Below are 15,442 nucleotides of genomic sequence, written 5' to 3'. Positions count from 1 at the left end.
GCGCGATGGCGTGGCGGGAGGCCTACCGGCAACACCGGCGGGAACGACGCCGTTCCCGGTCGCGCCGCGACCGCGGCGGCCCGCTGCTGGAGTTCGCCGTGTTTTTTCCCTTCGTGATGCTGTGCGTAGTGTTGGCGATCGAGGTGTTCCTGGCCTTCATCGCGATCCAGCGCATGGACAACGCGGCCCGGTCCGCCGCACGCCTGGCCGCGAGTTCCGACCCGACCACGGCGGAGTCCACAGCACGCGAGACGCTGCCGGGCTGGATCGACGTGGACTCGTTCTCGGTGGTGGAAAACGACTACGACGGGCACACCGCACAGATCACCACCCAGATGCCCTTCACCTTTTCGGTAACCGAGCTGGGGATCACCCTCCAGCGGACGGTGGACATGCCGGGGCCGTGACCCCGGCCCGCGCACCTGCCCCCGGCACCGGACGAGAACTGGACGCAACCCCATGGGACTGAAGGACCGCCTCCACGAGGACCAGAGCCTCGATCGGCATGCCGACCGGGGCAGTGTCGGGCACTGGCGGCGCCGACTGCTCGACGAGATGAACCTGGACGATCTGGCGGCGTTGAGCCTGGACCAGCGTCGCATCCGCATGGAGAAGGTGCTCGGGCACATTCTCAGCCGCGAGGGTCCGATCCTGTCGGACCGGGAACGCGGCAACCTGGTGCGCCAGGTGGTGGACGAGGCCCTCGGGCTGGGTGTTCTGGAGCCGCTGCTGGCCGACGAGAGCATCACCGAGGTGATGGTCAACGGCCCCAACGACATCTACATCGAACGGGGCGGCAAGGTCTCCCGTATCGATGCGCGGTTCGCCAGTGAGGACCAGCTGTACCAGACGATCGACCGGATTGTGTCCCAGGTAAACCGGCGGGTGGACGAGTCCAGCCCGATGGTGGATGCACGCCTGCCGAGCGGGGAACGGGTCAACGTGATCATTCCGCCGTTGGCCTTGGACGGCCCCGTGCTGACGATCCGGCGGTTCCCGCAGCCGTACCGCATGGAGGAGCTGGTGGAGATGTCCACCCTGGATACCTCCACTGGGGTGCTGCTGGCCTCGATGGTGCGCTCCCGCCTCAACGTGGTGATCTCCGGGGGCACGGGCACCGGGAAGACCACGTTCCTCAACGCCCTGTCCGGGTTCCTGCCGCCCAGCGACCGGATCGTCACCATCGAGGACTCCGCAGAGCTCCAGCTGCAACAGTCACACGTGATCAGATTGGAGTCGCGGCCACCGAACTTCGAGGGCAAGGGAACGATCACGATCCGGGACCTGGTACGCAACGCGCTGCGGATGCGCCCGGACCGGATCATCGTCGGGGAGGTCCGGGGCGAGGAGACCCTGGACATGTTGCAGGCCATGAACACGGGGCACGACGGGTCCCTGGTGACCGTGCACGCCAACTCCGCCGACGACGCGATCTACCGGCTTCAGACCCTGGCCTCGATCACCGAGGCGCGGATGCCGTTCGAGGCGATCCGCGACCAGATCAACAACGCGGTGGACGTGATCGCGCACATCGCGCGCTGGCCGGACGGGCAGCGCCGCATCAGCGAGATCTCGGTGGTGGCGTCCCGCCGGGACGAGGCGTTCAAACTGCAACGCATCATGGAGTTCGTGCAGGATGCGGTGCAGCACGCCGGGGAGTCCACCGGCGAGTTCGCGCACTACCCCCTTCCGGAGCCGGTGGCGCTGCGGCTCAAGCAACGCGGCGAGACGATTCCGCAGGCCTTCAGCGGCGGCGCCGAGGAAGGTCTCGCCCAGATCCGGGAGGTGGCGCTGCCGTGAACCCGGTGCTACTGCAAGTTCTGGCGCTGGTCGGCTCCCTGGCGGTGCTGGGGTTGCTGGTCTGGGCCCTGTGGGACCTGCTGGCGGTGCGGCAGCAGCGCCGCATGCTGGCGGCACGCAGTGCTCTGTCCCAGGCCGAGGTTCGCGCGAATTCCCCCATGGCGCGGCTGGACACCGTGCTGCGGCGCACGGAGCTGGGCCGAAGCCTGGGCCGGCGGCTGGCCCGCTCGGGCGTCTCGGTGCGGGTCTCCACCTTCGTCGTGAGCCTGGTGGCCAGCGCGATTTCCGCGGTGGTGCTGTTGTGGTTTGTGCTGGCCCCCTTGTTCGGCACCGTGGCCGCGGTGGGGGTCGGGATGCTGTTCTTCGTCTACCTCCAGCATCGGGAACGGCGCCGTCGGGAGGAGTTCACTCGCCAGCTGCCCGAACTCACCCGGGTTCTGAGTAACGCCACCTCGGCCGGGCTGGCTCTGCCCACGGCCATCGACATGGCTGCGGAGGAGATGGCCGCCCCGGCCAGTGAGGAGCTCCAGCGCATGGCCCAGTCGATGAAGCTGGGCCAGCCCCTGGACGAGGCTCTGGCCGAGCTGCGCAATCGCATGCCCTCTCGGGAGTTGGGGGTGCTGACCGGGACCCTGCTGGTGGCCTCCCGTTCCGGAGGCTCCCTGGTGACGGCACTGCGGGGCCTGTCCGGGACGTTGGAGGAACGCAACGAGACGCGCCGCGAGGTGCAGACCATCCTCACCGAGAGCACGGCCACCTCCTGGTTCTTGGTGGCGACCGGGGTGGGGGTGCTGTTCCTGATCAATTGGATGCAGCCCCAAGCACTGGAGAACATGAGTACCACCCTGGCGGGCCAGGTTGTGCTCGGCCTCGTGATCTCGCTGTACGTCGTGGGTCTGCTGGTGATCCGGCGGATCACCAAATTCGACTTCTAGGGAGGAAGCCACATGCCGGAGGTCGCCCTCCCCCTGCTGGCGGTGTGCGGCGCGTTGGTGGTGCTGCTGGCGGCGCGCGGGCTCTACCTGGTTACCGAATCCAGCGACCTACAGCTACGGCTGCTGCCGCGGCGCCGCAGCCCGGTCGGTAAGGACGAGCACGTCTTTGTGCTACACCGCATCACCGAGGCCATCGGGACTGTGCTCGGCGGTCCGGTGCTGCGTCGCGTCAACGAGCGGCAGCGCCAGGGTATCGACAACCGGCTGGCGGCCGCGGGCCGCCCGGATGGGCTCAACGCCGAACAGTACATCCGCCGTAAAGTCGGTGAGGTGCTCGTCTGGGGCACGCTGGCGCTGGTGCTCCTGCTGAACGACCAGGGGATGCTGGCGCTGCTGGCGCTGCTGTTCGCGGGGCTGACCGACGCCAATATCCAGTTGCGTATCCGCGAACGTCAGGACAAGATCCAGTCGCAGCTGCCGGATTTTCTGGATGTCCTCGCTGTGACGGTGAGCGCGGGGCTGTCGTTTCGGGCCGCGCTGGAGCGCACCACCGAGTCGATGCCCGGGGTATTGTCCGATGAGTTCCAGATCGCGCTGCGGCAGATGGAGCTGGGCACGGGCCGCCGGGAGGCCTTCGACGCGCTGCGACACCGCAACAACAACGAGGCCCTGAGTAAGTTCGTCACGGCGATCCAGCAGTCCGAAGAGCTGGGGGCGCCCCTGAGCACCTCCCTGATGGAGATCAGCACCGACATCCGCCGGCAGGACTACCAGTACGTACGGCGCAAGGCCCAGCGCGTGAACCCGCGGGTCACCGCGGTCACGGCCGCCACGATGCTGCCGGCCCTGTTCCTGCTGCTGGGCGGTGCACTGCTCATTGGATCCGAGATCGATTTCGGCATCATCGCCGGAGGCTGACACCACCATGCCGCGCACGGGGGGACACGCCGGCCCAGCCCGGCCCGAGTACGCGCGTCTGGCCACCCTCGCCCGGCTGCTGCTTCAGCTACGGGTGGTGCTGGTTCTACTCACGCTGCCGCTGCTGCCCGCGGCTGCGGTGGACACGTGGCTGGTCGTTGCGATCCTCGGCTACGCGGCGCTCACGGCACTGGTGGCCTGGCGCTGGGAGCGGTTCGTACCGCGGCTGCGCAAACATCCCGTGCTGATCACCGCGGACGTATTCTGCGCCACGAGCGTGTTGGTGATCGCCGGCCCCAGCGGGGCGTTCTTCGTGGCGACGGTCCTGACCACGGCGGTCGCTGGGCTGCTGTTCGGCACTGTGGGAACGTTTCTGGTGGCAGGGCTGCAAATACTGGCCTACCTCGGGGCGCTGGTCGATCCGGCGGCCACCGGGCGGCTTGACGTCCAGATGCTGCTGATCCACCCACTGCTGTATCCCGTGGCGGGCTATATTGCGGGGCAGGCACGTACCGTGGTCACCCAGCTGGCTGCGGAGCAGGAGGCGCGCCACGCGGCGGAGCGGGCGGCGGCCTCGGCCGAGGAGCGAGCCCGGCTGGCGCGGGACCTGCACGACTCGGTAAGCAAGACCCTGCGTGGAATCGCGATGTCGGCCCGTGCACTGCCGGCCTGGACCGAGCGGGACCCGGCGCGGGCCACCGAGATCGCCCACCAACTCGCCGAAGCGGCGGACACCGCGGCGGCGCAGGCCCGCGACCTCATCGCGACCCTGCGCCGCGGCACGACGGCCCCCGTCGGCGCGGAGCACACCAGGCCGCAGGACGCTCCGGGGGACGAGTTGGGCATGGCTGCGGCGGACGCGCGCGCCGCCGCAGCCGGTGACCTGGCGGCCGCCGTGTCCGAACATGTCACCGCCTGGGCGGAGGGCGCCGGCCTGCCCGTTCGCCTTCGGATGCCCGAGTCCCCGGTTCCGTTCCCCCCTGGGGTCCAGGACGAGGTCCTGGCGATCCTCGATGAAGCCCTGAGTAATGTGGAGCGGCACGCGCAGGCACACACCGTCACTGTGGCGTTGGCAGTGCCGGCGCCGGCTCCGCAAGCCGCGGACGGGGACGCCTCGAATGTCCCGGCCGCAGGCGTGGTACTGACCGTGGCCGATGACGGCCACGGCTTCGACCCGCAGGACGTCCCTCCGGGACACTATGGCCTGCGCGGAATGCGGGAACGCGCCGCTGCGGCGGGCGGGCGACTGCGGATCCGTTCCGCACCGGGTGCGGGCAGTACCCTCTCCCTGGTCCTGCCCGACCGGACTCCCCCGAGACTGGAGCCAGAGCATGTCGACCCCGACTCCCCACCCGGCGAGCCAGCCGACCCCGGACCCCATCCGGCTGCTGATCGCTGACGACAACCCTGTGGTCCGCGCGGGTCTGGTTTCCCTCCTGGAAGGAAACGGCCCGATCCGGGTCGTGGCCCAGGCCGGCGACGGCCAGGAGGCGATCACCCTGGCCGAGCACACCGTCCCGGACGTGGCGCTCGTGGATGTGCGGATGCCGCGAATGGACGGGGTGCGGGCGCTCCAGCGGCTGAGCGAACTCACCCGGGTGGTCATGCTGACCCAGACCGAGGACCCGGAGGTGGTGCAGTCGGCGGTACGCGGCGGCGCCTACGGCTACCTGGTGCACGGCGCGTTCAGCGTGGCGGAGCTGATCGACGCGGTACGCAAGACCGCCTCCGGCGCGGAGAGCCCGATGTCGCCCGCGGCGGTGCGTGCGCTCATGGACCAGGTGCGGTCCGCGCCCCGGGTCGGGCGTGCCGATGCGGCGGAACGGTTCCAGCTCACCGAACGGGAGGTGGAAGTGTTGGGTTACCTGGTCCAGGGGTTGAGCAACGCCGAAATCGCCCAGGTGTTGGTGGTCGCGGAGAAGACCGTGAAGAACCACACCACCCGCATCTACAGCAAGCTCGGTGTGCGCCGCCGCTCCGCCGCGATCGCGGCCTGGCAGCGGGCGTTGGACGACGGCTCCGAGCCCAGCTCTCCGAATCTCCACCCGTAGACACACACGGCCCCGGTGAACCAATCCCGGCTGGGAGGGGGCTCGCAGAGGCTGGCCCTATTGCGTGGGGCAGTCCCTCGAATCGGAAACGAACAAGCCACGACCAGGGGCCGTCACCAGGAGACCTTCCTTCTTCAGGACATCCAACGCCTTCTTGGTCGTGTTCCGTCCAAGGTCGAACTCTTGCTCCAACTCACTCTGCGACGGAACCCGACGTCCAGCCGGGATCTCTCCGGACTCAGTACCCGCACGAGGGATCTCTGCCAGCTGAAGGTAGGAAGCCCAGACGAACCGTCACGCCCGCAACCCGTTCACGTCTCCGGCCACGTAGGTGCCCTTGCCGTGGACCGTGCGGGTGAGCCCACGTTGGTTCAGCAGCTGGATCGCTGAACGAACCGTCGGACGGGAAACCTCGAACTCCTCGCAGAGCGCGGCCTCCGCGGGAATCCGCCGGCGCGGCTGATAGCTGCCGTCATCGATCCGCGCTGCGATCACCCCGGCGATCTGTTCGTACAGCGGCTCGGGGCCATCGATGTCAATGGCCATAACCTGCCCCTCCTGGCGCACCAACGAGGCGCACCAAGATATCTCCAGCCTGGAACCGGGACGCAGAGCCGGATTGCGGGATCCACCAACCGGTACCGGCTACGGGCCGCCGTCTCCCGGTGGCTGCTCGGCGATGAATGTCCCTTTGCCATGAACAGTGACAATCAGCCCGCGTTCCCGCAGTTCCTTCATCGCCCGACGCACGGTCAGGTACGCGACCCCGTATTCCTCAGCCAGTTCGCGCTCCGGTGCCAGCCGCATGTTCGGCTGGAGCTCCCCAACGGCGATACGTGCCGCGATGTGATCGGCGAGGGCCGCATAGAGCAGCTCTGGCCCCTTGGGATCGAACTCCGGAACCTTGTCTTCATTGCTCACGTCACCAACGTAGAGCCACGGCAACCATAACTTACGAATGTAAAGCTATGCATAGGACAAAAGAGCTAGTAGTATTTCTGTATAAGAGTCCCGGCGGCTGTGACCACAGCCCCGGGACATGGCCACCAGCTGGATTGGAGCTGATGACATGCCAACCGTATCCAGATCCCGGAGTGCCCGGGTTCGGCCCTACCTGCGGGTGTGGGAGTACCACCGCGAGCGGGCCAATACCGCGCACGAGGAAGCCCTGGCCGCACTGCGCGCGGAGGTGGCGTGATGACCCGGACCCCACTGACCCCCGCTCCAGACGGTTACCGTGCCCGCGTGCACGGACGTGTGGTCACCGTGCGCCGCGACGGCCCCCTGTGGAACGCCCGCCTGACCATCGGACACGAGCCGGTGATTGCCCGCGCCCCACACCTCGTCACGCTCTCCCGGATCCTGGGGCGGATGACCCCGGGCGACGTGCGGCGGGCACTGGCCCGGGACCTGGCCGAGAACGGCTCCCTGTGGCTGGCACACCCGGAGGGAGGCCCCACCCATGACACGTGACCCCCTGGACACCCACGTAGAGGTGGACGCGGACGGCCGCACCGTATCGCTGTGGGTGGACGGCTACGAGCTGCGGTTCACCGCCACCCCCACCGAGGTACCGGACCATGTGGACGTGCTGCGCCGGATCATGGCCGCGGCCGAACGCACCATCCGCCTACTCCGGGAACCGGAGGCACGCACCGCCGCCTCCCGGCCGCACACCGAGATCACCGCGCCGCGTCCCCGAGACTCACACTGAATCGACAATCCACACCCGGGCCGGCTCCGGATCCGAGCCGGCCCGGCCATTCCGGCCACATGCCGCCCCCACTCCTGCCCGGGACCCGCAGAGGCCCACCGACCCTGGAGCTCGCTACCCTGTCCCGTGGTGCCCAGCCCCTGCGGACCCAGCCGAGGTCCCATTCGGTCCCGGAGAAATATGGGCCTCGGGACTCTTTCCGGGATCGTGGGGGATTTCTACGGTAGATACTGGTCAGGGCACAGCCGCGACATATGGAGCACACATGCGATTCCCCCAGCACACCGCAGTCTGGTGCCAAGAGATGGGACACCGCGCCCGGTCGGCGTTCGCGGAACGGGCGCGGCGCCGGAACAGCGACCAGGGCGCCAGCATGATCGAATACGTCGCCGTCGTGGTGTTCGTGTTCCTGATCGCGGTAGCGATCTTCGGGCTGAACCTGCACAACGATATTCAGGCGGCAGTCAGCAATATGATCGACGCGATTCTCAGCGGAGATGGCGGCGCGGAGCCGGGTCCGTGATCTTTCGTCGTCTGGGTGCTCTCTGGAGAATGCGTCGAGCACTCCGGAGAGGTGCGGAGGAGGGGCAGGCCAGCCTGCTCCTCCTCGCACTCATGGCCTTGTCCCTGCTCGCGGTGACGGTGCTGTTGATCCGGCTCGGGGATGCGCAGGAGAGTCAAACCCAGGCGCAGCGGGCCGCTGACGCCGCGGCGCTGGCCGGGGCGGCCGACTACCGGGACCGCGCTGCCCGTTCGATCGCCGGCGGATTCCCGCCCGGGGACTCCTTCCAGCTGGAGCCCGCCCGGAACCGCGCCAGGACCTATGCCGCGCTCAACGATGCCGAACTGCTCCAGTTCCGGGCCAGCGACGACGACAACGGCTTCACCGGAGACACGGTGCGGGTGGAGGTGCGCAGCGCACAGTGCCAACGCGAGCTGGACGAGGACGGCTCCTGGGAGGAATGGTCCGACTGGCTGTGTGAGGACGAGGAGGGCACCGCGGAAGGCAACGTCGCCAGCGAGGCCGCCGCGATCGCCACGGTGGAGATGCCGGACTGCGAACTCAACCTGGATCCGAACCAGCCCATGGTCTGTGACGGCACTCCGGTCACGGACTACGCCACCGCGCAGGAGCTGATCGAGATCCACCTGGTGGACGAGGAGGGCGACTACCTGTACCACGAGCTGGACCCGGACGAGCTGTAGGCTCCCGAGTCGGCCCCGGTTTGATCCCCGTCGTCCGCCCCTCCCCTGTTCCCGAGAATTGGGTTCGGCTATTCTGTCCGGGATTGTCCTGCCCCCATTGCCGATATGACCCCGGGATACGGATCGGTGCCTATCCGAACTGACCAGCACACCCGGAGCCCCGGCGCAATGATCATTTCGCTCGCCGGGGTCGTTCTGCTGCTCGCCGGCTGCGTCACCGACAATTCCGCGGAGCGCCAGGGCCAGGATTCCGGCGAGGCGGCGGTGCCGCCCGAGGAGAGCCCGGACAGTGCCAACGGCGACGGAGACCCGCCCGGCGAAGCCCTGGCCGTCTCCAGCACCACCTCCACCGAACACGGGGCCGACCTGCGCCTGGAGATCCACGCGCTGGAGCGGGTGGACGCGGACACGGTCCGGTTGGAGTTCGCGGTAACCAACGACGGCGAAAGCGTAGCTCGTTTCTTTCAGGGACTGTCGCAGCAAGAACCGACCACCGCGAGCCAGGTGACGCTCCTGGATGGGGATAACGGGAAGAAGCACCTGCCCTGGACCGAGGCCGCGGACGGTAGCTGCGTGTGCAGCAGCTGGGACGGCGAACAGAGCATGGACCCGGGCGATCGGATCGAAGGCTGGGTCCAATACCCTGCCCCGCCCGAGGACGTCACCGAGATGACGGTGACCACCCCGATCACCCCACCGTTCCTGGACATCCCCCTCACCGAGGACAGCGGCGCCGAGCCCCCGGACGGCGAGCTGGGCGAACCCCGCATCCTGGATCTACACGCCTTCAGCGCGGATCCGGAGGGCGCACGCGAGGAGAGCGGGGACGAGTTGGCCATCATGCTCTCCGCCGATGTGCTCTTCGAGGTGGACGAGTCCGAACTCACCGAGGAGGCCGCGGACGTATTGGAAGGCGTGGCGGCCGAGATCGACGAGGCGTCCGGCGAGGAGGTTCAGATCGACGGGCACACCGACAACACCGGAACCGACGCGATCAACGACCCCCTCTCCGAAGACCGCGCGGAGTCGGTGCACCAGGCCCTGGCCGAACTGGTTGACCGCGAGGTCGACTTCACCACCGAGGGCCACGGCTCCAGCGACCCGGTGGCCGACAACGACACCGAAGAGGGCCGGGAACTGAACCGCCGCGTAACCGTCCGTTTCGAGCACTAGAGGAGGCCCCCGCCATGCCCCGACTACTCCTCCTGGCCGGAACCTCCACCCTGGCTCTCGCCCTGGCAGCCGCCCCCGCAGGCGCCACTCTCCCGATGGCTGACGATCCGGACAACGGAAGCACTGAAAGCCTCGAAACCGGAGAAGGAAATCAGAATCAGTCAGACGGAACTCTTGTGGAAGTAAAATCCCTTGAGCGATCTGCATCCAATGGGTTTACCAGCCTAACATGGAGCGTTATAAATAATACCACTGGATCGCTTGATACCGCGGATTTCATGGGAGACGCTTTCTCCTATTCAGACCGAGGTTTCGGAGGAATAATTCTAGTCGATGAATCAACCGAAACCGACTATCATCCTATTATGGACTCTGAAGGAAGCTGTATTTGCTCTGGCGATCAGCGCCCATCAGAGTTTCGCTCCCCCGTGGGTTCTAACGAAACCGTCTCTTACTGGAATCTGTACTCCATTCCCGGTGACGTGGACGCCGTGACGGTACAGGTTCCCGGATATGAGCCGATCGAGGATGTTCCGATCGAGTAGCAGGTCCCCCGTAACGAAGGAGTGTCCCCCCGTGCGTCCCCGCTCCCGCAGGTTCGACGACCGTGGAGCAGCGTTCACCGAGATCGCGGCCACCCTGGTCGTCGCACTGATGATCGTGGTGCTGTTCATCCAGACCGGGGTGTCCAACCAGGTCGCCGACGGCTTCCGCAGCGCGGTGTGCGGGATCTACGGCCCGGACTGCGACGAGTCCTGGATGGAACACGACCGCCCGGACATGCCGCAGGAGGCTGGCTCGCTCGAATTCGGCAACATCGACTACGCGAACTACGACTTCACCGACGTCGACTTCGGCAACTATCCTCTGGCGGCGGCAGGAGCGGGCAACGTCAACATGGCACGCTTCTACGCTCAGGGATTGCACCCGAACATGCTTCGCACCTTGGAAGCGATCCTTTCCACCTTTCCCATGCCCTACGACGTGGGATGCCTGCGCGACGACCCCGGCAGCGATCATCATGTGGGACGAGCCTGTGACTTCATGATGGCCCCAGTTGGCCAGATGCCTACGCCGGAGAACCGGGCTCTTGGCCATGCGATCTCGGAATTCGCGATCGCGAACCACCAAGAGCTGGGAGTGCGTTACGTGATCTGGGAACAGCGCATCTGGCACGTAAACGCACCATATTGGGACCCTATGAGTGACCGCGGCGACCCCACCAAGAACCATTTCGACCACCCGCACATCTCGGTCCAGCCGTGATGCCGATGCTGTCCACAGGTGGCACAGGCCTCCGGGCGGCGCTGGGGGCACGCTGTGCGGCCGCCGTACCAGCAAGAATCGCGGGTCCCAGACAGGTCCCAGACAGGTCGGGATCATGGTCCCTGGCGTGAGTGCGGCAAATCCGGAACAATTGACCCGCTCGTGTGTCCCCCAGCGAAGGCTGCACCGTATGCTCCCGAGCATCCGATCCGACCGTGGCGGCGTCCTGGTCGAGTACGTTGCCGGCCTGGTGCTCGTCGCGGGCATCCTGGCCGCGATCTCCTTCAGCGCCCTCTACAGCGGGGCGAACGAGGACGTTGAGGACCACCTGTGTCACGCCCTGCGCTCCGAAGGCTGCGAAGGCCAGGCCGCCGGCACGCACGACTATCCGGACTATCCGGAGTTCACCGAGAACCCGGAACGGCAGCTGGACCTGCTGTGTCCGGTCTCGGGGATCAGCTGGGATGGCGCATTCGGAGTTCATGTCCCGATCAAGAAGTTTCCGGTGCGGGGAGAGAACACCGCCGGAGATGTGCTGGATCTGTATGAGAATCCGTACACAGGTGAGGAAACCGCGATGTACAGCACACGCGGGGGCCACGGTCTGGGGGCTGGTGCCCAACATCAGACGAGCGCCACCGCGCTCCAGGGCATGGTTGATGGCAGCATGAGCTTCGAGGCGTTCCTTAATGCTGGTGCGGGGCTCCAGTTCAACTATGAGTTCACGGGCGACAATGCCCACGAGCGTGCTCAGCAGGAGCGTTCATTGCGCCGGGACGGCTGGGTCCAGCGCGCCGCCGCGGTGGGATCCGGTATGGCCGGTGAGGCCGTGGAGGCGGGGGTCCTGACCGCGCTGCGCTATGGCGATGAACTCTGGGAGTGGATCAAGGACAAGACCCCCGGGGTCGAGGGCAATCCGGACGAAGTCGCGGAAAAGTGGGACGGACGCACCCCCTCCTCGGCAACCGTCGACATCGTCGTGGAAGGTGACCTCGGCGGTGAAATCGGAGGTGGGGCTTCGGTCAGTGACGAGGACGAGTACGAGGAGCTGGAGGGGACCGCGGGAGCCGAAGCGCAACTCGAGCTAGCCCTCAAGAACGCGGTCACTGTGGACGGTGACTGGAACCGGACCCACGAAATGATGTTCGAAGTGGATGGTAACGTCCGCACCGAAGCCGGGATGGATTACTCCGGATTTATCCCCGCGGGGATGCAGGCCGAGATCGCCGCCGCCGGTGGCGCGATGCTGGGTCAGCGGATGCAATTCGACGATGACGGTAACCCCACCCTGTTCGAGTTGGATCTGATGTACGAATATGAAGCCAGTGCCGGAATTGACATCGAGATCGGTGAGGAAGAGATCGTTGACTGGTCCGCCCCACTCCATGGCGATGTGGACGACGGCACCTGGGTGCGGGTGGAGGAGACCAAGAGCCTGGACCTGACCAACGACGCGAACCGCGAGGCCATTGAGGAGCTCTTTATCCTCAACGGCGGGGTCATGGCCATCCCCAACCCCACGGCCCTTGTCGATAGCAGTCGGATCGAGGGGTACGCGGAACGGTTCGCTGAATCCGGCTACGAGACCCGGTGGTTGTACGAGGCTGAGAAGGAAGAGATCCAGGACCAGTTTCTCGGCTCGCGCAAGGCCCAGCTAGGTGTGGGATGGCACTCACGAGAGGAAACTTGGGAGCTGATAAGTGGCCAGGTCATGGATCATAGCCACCAGCAGCCCGAGTGGCAGCAGCTCCAATGCTGAGCCGGGCGCACCGACAACCCATGAGAGGACGGAAGACAGTGGGGTACCCGATCCGGATTCTGGCAGCGGCAGGTGCGGTCCTGCTGCTGGGGGCCTGCGGCTCGGAAGGGGCAGCTGACGAGGGCACGCCGGAGTCGGACACCGAGGACACGGAGGCCGCGGACACGTCCGCGGGCACTCTGGAGTTCGACGGGCTCACCTTCGCGGATCCTCCCGGATTGGCAGAGTTCGAGTTTCCCGAAGAAGACAAGGTCGACTTCGGCCTCGTGGACCCGGAGTGGGTGGAGCGCTGGGAAGCGGAGGAGCTTGCCCCCGAGGACCCACATCCCGAACAGGTCAGGATCATGCTGCGGGACCCCGAAGATGCGATGGGAACACTCCTCGGTATGGAAATGGGGCTCCAGATGGCCGACCCGGACGGCTTCGAACACGACATCGAGGACGAGCTGGAGTTCCCCGGGGCCGTGGGAGGAGCGGTGATGCGCAGCAACTACACCGACCACCCCCAAGAGAATCTGACCCGCCAGTGGGACATCATCGTCCAAACCACGGAAGAGCCGATGTACCACGTTCGCTACGTTGCTCCCGAGGAGGAGTTCAACGAGGACTACGCGGACGCGCTGCTGGACTCGCTTGAGGTGAACCGGTGAGGTTCGTCGCTGTTCCCGTGGGGGCGGTCCTCGCCTTCCTGTCCTACCTGCTGCTGTACGCCGCGGCTGCGGGAATCATCGCCGCCACGATGAGCCCGGAGGAGCAGCTTCTCCAGCCCGGCCCGGACACCACCACCACGCTCACCGTCGCCGTCGTCACCGCGCTGGGGCCACTGTTCGGAGGATTCATGGCCGCCCTCATGGCCGCGAAATGGGAGGATCCCCGCTGGATCATCGCCGCGGCCGGCGCAGCCGGACTCGCCGGCGTTCTGCTCACCCAGCTTCTCGGCGTCTCCGCCCAAGGGGCGGGCATCCTCAGTGTTCGGGACCTGGTAGACACCGCCCTGTGGACCGCGCTGGGCACCATAGGTGGCGTGCTCGCCTACCAGCTCATTCGACGCCGACGCCGCCGAGCCCAACGACCCGCCTACGACTACGGCATCGAGTGAGCCGCCGGAGTCGTGCCGTGCGACATCGCGGCGAACGCTGAACGGACAAGTCAACGAGACGAGACCTGATGCGTGGAGCCCCTCGCTGTCGTGGCCATGGCAGCACTACCGCTGGCCACCAGCTGCACCTCCGACGCCGCCCCCGGTCCAGAGCAAGAAAACACCTCCGCAGAACACGAAGAGGATAACCACGACGACTCCACCACAGTGGAGTTCGACGATCTCAGATTCGCGGATCACCCGGACCTGCAAGAATTCAACTTCACAGACGAAGAAGACGTCGACTACGGGCTTGTCACACCCGAATGGGCTGAGAAGTACGAAGCCCAGGAGCTTCGAGCAGAGGACCCAACCCCGGAACAGGTTCGAGTCATCCTGAAGGACACCGAGCCGCCACTCAACAGCTTCCTCGGCCTACAAATGGGGCTGGAGATGGCCGACCCGGACGGCTTCGAACACGACATCGAAGATCAGCTGGAGTTCCCCGGGGCCGTCGGTGGAGCGGTGATGCGCAGCAACTACACCAACCACCCCCAAGAGAACGTGACCCGCCAGTGGGACATCATCCTCCAAACCGAGGAATCCCCCATGTATCACATCCGATATGGCGGCGCCGAAGACGAGTTCAACGAGGACTACGCCAACGAGCTACTAGACTCCCTTGAGGTAAATCGGTGACCCATGCGAACCCTCATCGTACACACAACAGTCATCACAGCGCTTTTCCTGGCTGCAACCGGATGCGGATCCGCTGAATCAACGGACTCCACCGAGGATGACGGCCAGGACGGTGATTCGTCCTCGGAGTTGAAAATGGGGGAATTCGAAGGCCTCGAGTTTCCAATCCCACCGGGGCTGGAGGAGTTCGATTTTCCACCCGAAGATGCGGACTTCGGTTACACGGATCCGGACTGGGCCGAACTCTACGACGCCGGCGAACTCACCGACGACGACCCCAATCCCGAGCAGCTGCGTATCGTTCTCAAGGAACCGGAACCAGCCCTCAGCAGTCTCGCCGGTATCGAGGGGGTGCTGATGGCCACCGACCCCGACGGCTACGAGCAGGACGACGCAGAGGTCGATGTCCCGGGCAGCCCCGGAGCCGCGGCCATGTACAGCGCCTACACCAACCCGCCGCCCCACGACTACCGGGCCGAACAGTGGGACATCGTCATCGAAATGGACGAGTACCCCATGTACCAGGTGCGCTACTTCGCCCCCGAGGACGAGTTCAATGAAGACTACGCGGACGCGCTGCTGGACTCGCTTGAGGTGAACCGGTGAGGTTCGTCGCTGTTCCCCCGTGGGGGCGGTTCTCGCCTTCCTGGCCTACCTGCTGCTGTACGCCGCGGCTGCGGGGACGTGGGCTCTATGAGCGACGCCGCCCGCGGCCACAACACCGACGCGGAACAGGGAAAACCACCAGGATCGAGACCCCGGGAATCGTGGTGACGGTACTCGGCCACCCGCACGCGCCGTTTCGGCCGCCGGCGGCGTCGCGCCCTGGGGGCGCTCCCCCGC

The 15,442-nt window shown here is 66.4% G+C and carries 22 protein-coding genes; 19 read left to right on the top strand and 3 right to left on the bottom strand.

Going from position 1 to position 15,442, the window contains the following annotated elements; translation table 11 throughout:
- The first annotated feature begins 5 nt into the window (after positions 1–5).
- The 6 genes from RIF23_RS11635 to RIF23_RS11610 are packed head-to-tail and all read left to right on the top strand — an operon-like array spanning position 6 to position 5,704.
- The gene (locus RIF23_RS11635; RefSeq protein ID WP_310912509.1) at positions 6–407 is read left to right on the top strand and encodes a TadE/TadG family type IV pilus assembly protein; all 402 of its coding nucleotides are present in this window, start codon (positions 6–8) and stop codon (positions 405–407) included.
- A gap of 52 nt (positions 408–459) precedes the next feature.
- The gene (locus RIF23_RS11630) at positions 460–1,800 is read left to right on the top strand and encodes a CpaF family protein (RefSeq protein WP_310912508.1); all 1,341 of its coding nucleotides are present in this window, start codon (positions 460–462) and stop codon (positions 1,798–1,800) included.
- A 5-nt stretch (positions 1,801–1,805) separates the two neighbouring features.
- Positions 1,806–2,735, top strand: coding sequence for a type II secretion system F family protein (locus RIF23_RS11625; RefSeq protein WP_310912928.1), 930 nt, complete (start codon positions 1,806–1,808; stop codon positions 2,733–2,735).
- Positions 2,736–2,747: 12 nt separating this feature from the next.
- The gene (locus tag RIF23_RS11620) at positions 2,748–3,653 is read left to right on the top strand and encodes a type II secretion system F family protein (RefSeq protein WP_310912507.1); all 906 of its coding nucleotides are present in this window, start codon (positions 2,748–2,750) and stop codon (positions 3,651–3,653) included.
- Positions 3,654–3,660: 7 nt separating this feature from the next.
- A complete protein-coding gene (locus tag RIF23_RS11615) occupies positions 3,661–5,052 on the top strand; it encodes a sensor histidine kinase (protein WP_310912506.1) in 1,392 nt (463 codons plus the stop codon).
- The gene (locus RIF23_RS11610; protein ID WP_310912505.1) at positions 4,985–5,704 is read left to right on the top strand and encodes a response regulator transcription factor; all 720 of its coding nucleotides are present in this window, start codon (positions 4,985–4,987) and stop codon (positions 5,702–5,704) included. The genes RIF23_RS11615 and RIF23_RS11610 overlap by 68 nt, the downstream gene beginning before the upstream one ends.
- Positions 5,705–5,761: 57 nt before the next feature.
- On the opposite strand, the gene RIF23_RS11605 is transcribed toward RIF23_RS11610, so the two are convergent.
- From RIF23_RS11605 to RIF23_RS11595, 3 genes are all read right to left on the bottom strand, one after another.
- Complete coding sequence (locus RIF23_RS11605) at positions 5,762–5,932, bottom strand: GntR family transcriptional regulator (RefSeq protein ID WP_310912927.1); 171 nt, start codon at positions 5,930–5,932, stop codon at positions 5,762–5,764.
- A gap of 66 nt (positions 5,933–5,998) precedes the next feature.
- Positions 5,999–6,250: a GntR family transcriptional regulator gene (locus RIF23_RS11600; protein WP_310912504.1), complete on the bottom strand. Its 252-nt coding sequence runs from the start codon at positions 6,248–6,250 to the stop codon at positions 5,999–6,001.
- Between the two features lie 99 nt (positions 6,251–6,349).
- Entirely contained in the window at positions 6,350–6,625 is a 276-nt protein-coding gene (locus RIF23_RS11595) for a GntR family transcriptional regulator (RefSeq protein WP_310912503.1), read from the bottom strand.
- 148 nt (positions 6,626–6,773) lie between these two features.
- On the opposite strand from RIF23_RS11595, the gene RIF23_RS11590 reads away from it, so the two are divergent.
- From RIF23_RS11590 to RIF23_RS11530, 13 genes are all read left to right on the top strand, one after another.
- Entirely contained in the window at positions 6,774–6,902 is a 129-nt protein-coding gene (locus RIF23_RS11590; RefSeq protein ID WP_310912502.1) for a hypothetical protein, read from the top strand.
- The gene (locus tag RIF23_RS11585) at positions 6,902–7,177 is read left to right on the top strand and encodes a hypothetical protein (protein WP_310912501.1); all 276 of its coding nucleotides are present in this window, start codon (positions 6,902–6,904) and stop codon (positions 7,175–7,177) included. The genes RIF23_RS11590 and RIF23_RS11585 overlap by 1 nt, the downstream gene beginning before the upstream one ends.
- Positions 7,167–7,418 (top strand): hypothetical protein, encoded by a 252-nt coding sequence (locus RIF23_RS11580; RefSeq protein WP_310912500.1) that lies wholly within the window; start codon positions 7,167–7,169, stop codon positions 7,416–7,418. Before RIF23_RS11585 ends, RIF23_RS11580 begins: the two co-directional genes overlap by 11 nt.
- Before the next feature lie 265 nt (positions 7,419–7,683).
- Complete coding sequence (locus RIF23_RS11575; protein ID WP_310912499.1) at positions 7,684–7,941, top strand: hypothetical protein; 258 nt, start codon at positions 7,684–7,686, stop codon at positions 7,939–7,941.
- A 29-nt stretch (positions 7,942–7,970) separates the two neighbouring features.
- The gene (locus RIF23_RS11570) at positions 7,971–8,624 is read left to right on the top strand and encodes a pilus assembly protein TadG-related protein (RefSeq protein ID WP_310912498.1); all 654 of its coding nucleotides are present in this window, start codon (positions 7,971–7,973) and stop codon (positions 8,622–8,624) included.
- A 168-nt stretch (positions 8,625–8,792) separates the two neighbouring features.
- A complete protein-coding gene (locus RIF23_RS11565) occupies positions 8,793–9,797 on the top strand; it encodes an OmpA family protein (protein ID WP_310912497.1) in 1,005 nt (334 codons plus the stop codon).
- 14 nt (positions 9,798–9,811) lie between these two features.
- Positions 9,812–10,342 (top strand): hypothetical protein, encoded by a 531-nt coding sequence (locus RIF23_RS11560; protein ID WP_310912496.1) that lies wholly within the window; start codon positions 9,812–9,814, stop codon positions 10,340–10,342.
- 31 nt (positions 10,343–10,373) lie between these two features.
- Positions 10,374–11,063, top strand: a complete 690-nt coding sequence (locus RIF23_RS11555) for a hypothetical protein (protein ID WP_310912495.1) — start codon at positions 10,374–10,376, stop codon at positions 11,061–11,063.
- Between the two features lie 190 nt (positions 11,064–11,253).
- Positions 11,254–12,822: a hypothetical protein gene (locus tag RIF23_RS11550; RefSeq protein WP_310912494.1), complete on the top strand. Its 1,569-nt coding sequence runs from the start codon at positions 11,254–11,256 to the stop codon at positions 12,820–12,822.
- 38 nt (positions 12,823–12,860) lie between these two features.
- A complete protein-coding gene (locus tag RIF23_RS11545; RefSeq protein WP_310912493.1) occupies positions 12,861–13,472 on the top strand; it encodes a hypothetical protein in 612 nt (203 codons plus the stop codon).
- Positions 13,469–13,921 (top strand): hypothetical protein, encoded by a 453-nt coding sequence (locus tag RIF23_RS11540; RefSeq protein ID WP_310912492.1) that lies wholly within the window; start codon positions 13,469–13,471, stop codon positions 13,919–13,921. The genes RIF23_RS11545 and RIF23_RS11540 overlap by 4 nt, the downstream gene beginning before the upstream one ends.
- 72 nt (positions 13,922–13,993) lie before the next feature.
- On the top strand, positions 13,994–14,599 hold the full coding sequence (locus tag RIF23_RS11535; RefSeq protein ID WP_310912491.1) for a hypothetical protein: 606 nt from the start codon (positions 13,994–13,996) through the stop codon (positions 14,597–14,599).
- A gap of 135 nt (positions 14,600–14,734) precedes the next feature.
- The gene (locus RIF23_RS11530) at positions 14,735–15,205 is read left to right on the top strand and encodes a hypothetical protein (protein ID WP_310912490.1); all 471 of its coding nucleotides are present in this window, start codon (positions 14,735–14,737) and stop codon (positions 15,203–15,205) included.
- Positions 15,206–15,442 lie beyond the last annotated feature (237 nt).

The organism is Lipingzhangella rawalii, assembly GCF_031628175.1.
Taxonomy (GTDB): Bacteria; Actinomycetota; Actinomycetes; order Streptosporangiales; family Streptosporangiaceae; genus Lipingzhangella_A; species Lipingzhangella_A rawalii.
Note: the sequence above shows the minus strand (reverse complement) of the source record. Positions and strands in the feature narration are given on the sequence as shown.

Excerpts from the sequence above, each read along its gene's own strand:
- RIF23_RS11635 (WP_310912509.1), top strand. The coding sequence starts at position 6 with ATGGCGTGGCGGGAGGCCTACCGGCAACACCGGCGGGAACGACGCCGT.
- RIF23_RS11630 (WP_310912508.1), top strand. The coding sequence starts at position 460 with ATGGGACTGAAGGACCGCCTCCACGAGGACCAGAGCCTCGATCGGCAT.
- RIF23_RS11620 (WP_310912507.1), top strand. The coding sequence starts at position 2,748 with ATGCCGGAGGTCGCCCTCCCCCTGCTGGCGGTGTGCGGCGCGTTGGTG.
- RIF23_RS11615 (WP_310912506.1), top strand. The coding sequence starts at position 3,661 with ATGCCGCGCACGGGGGGACACGCCGGCCCAGCCCGGCCCGAGTACGCG.
- RIF23_RS11610 (WP_310912505.1), top strand. The coding sequence starts at position 4,985 with ATGTCGACCCCGACTCCCCACCCGGCGAGCCAGCCGACCCCGGACCCC.
- RIF23_RS11600 (WP_310912504.1), bottom strand. The coding sequence starts at position 6,250 with ATGGCCATTGACATCGATGGCCCCGAGCCGCTGTACGAACAGATCGCC.
- RIF23_RS11590 (WP_310912502.1), top strand. The coding sequence starts at position 6,774 with ATGCCAACCGTATCCAGATCCCGGAGTGCCCGGGTTCGGCCCTACCTG.
- RIF23_RS11585 (WP_310912501.1), top strand. The coding sequence starts at position 6,902 with ATGACCCGGACCCCACTGACCCCCGCTCCAGACGGTTACCGTGCCCGC.
- RIF23_RS11580 (WP_310912500.1), top strand. The coding sequence starts at position 7,167 with ATGACACGTGACCCCCTGGACACCCACGTAGAGGTGGACGCGGACGGC.
- RIF23_RS11575 (WP_310912499.1), top strand. The coding sequence starts at position 7,684 with ATGCGATTCCCCCAGCACACCGCAGTCTGGTGCCAAGAGATGGGACAC.
- RIF23_RS11570 (WP_310912498.1), top strand. The coding sequence starts at position 7,971 with ATGCGTCGAGCACTCCGGAGAGGTGCGGAGGAGGGGCAGGCCAGCCTG.
- RIF23_RS11565 (WP_310912497.1), top strand. The coding sequence starts at position 8,793 with ATGATCATTTCGCTCGCCGGGGTCGTTCTGCTGCTCGCCGGCTGCGTC.
- RIF23_RS11560 (WP_310912496.1), top strand. The coding sequence starts at position 9,812 with ATGCCCCGACTACTCCTCCTGGCCGGAACCTCCACCCTGGCTCTCGCC.
- RIF23_RS11550 (WP_310912494.1), top strand. The coding sequence starts at position 11,254 with ATGCTCCCGAGCATCCGATCCGACCGTGGCGGCGTCCTGGTCGAGTAC.
- RIF23_RS11530 (WP_310912490.1), top strand. The coding sequence starts at position 14,735 with ATGGGGGAATTCGAAGGCCTCGAGTTTCCAATCCCACCGGGGCTGGAG.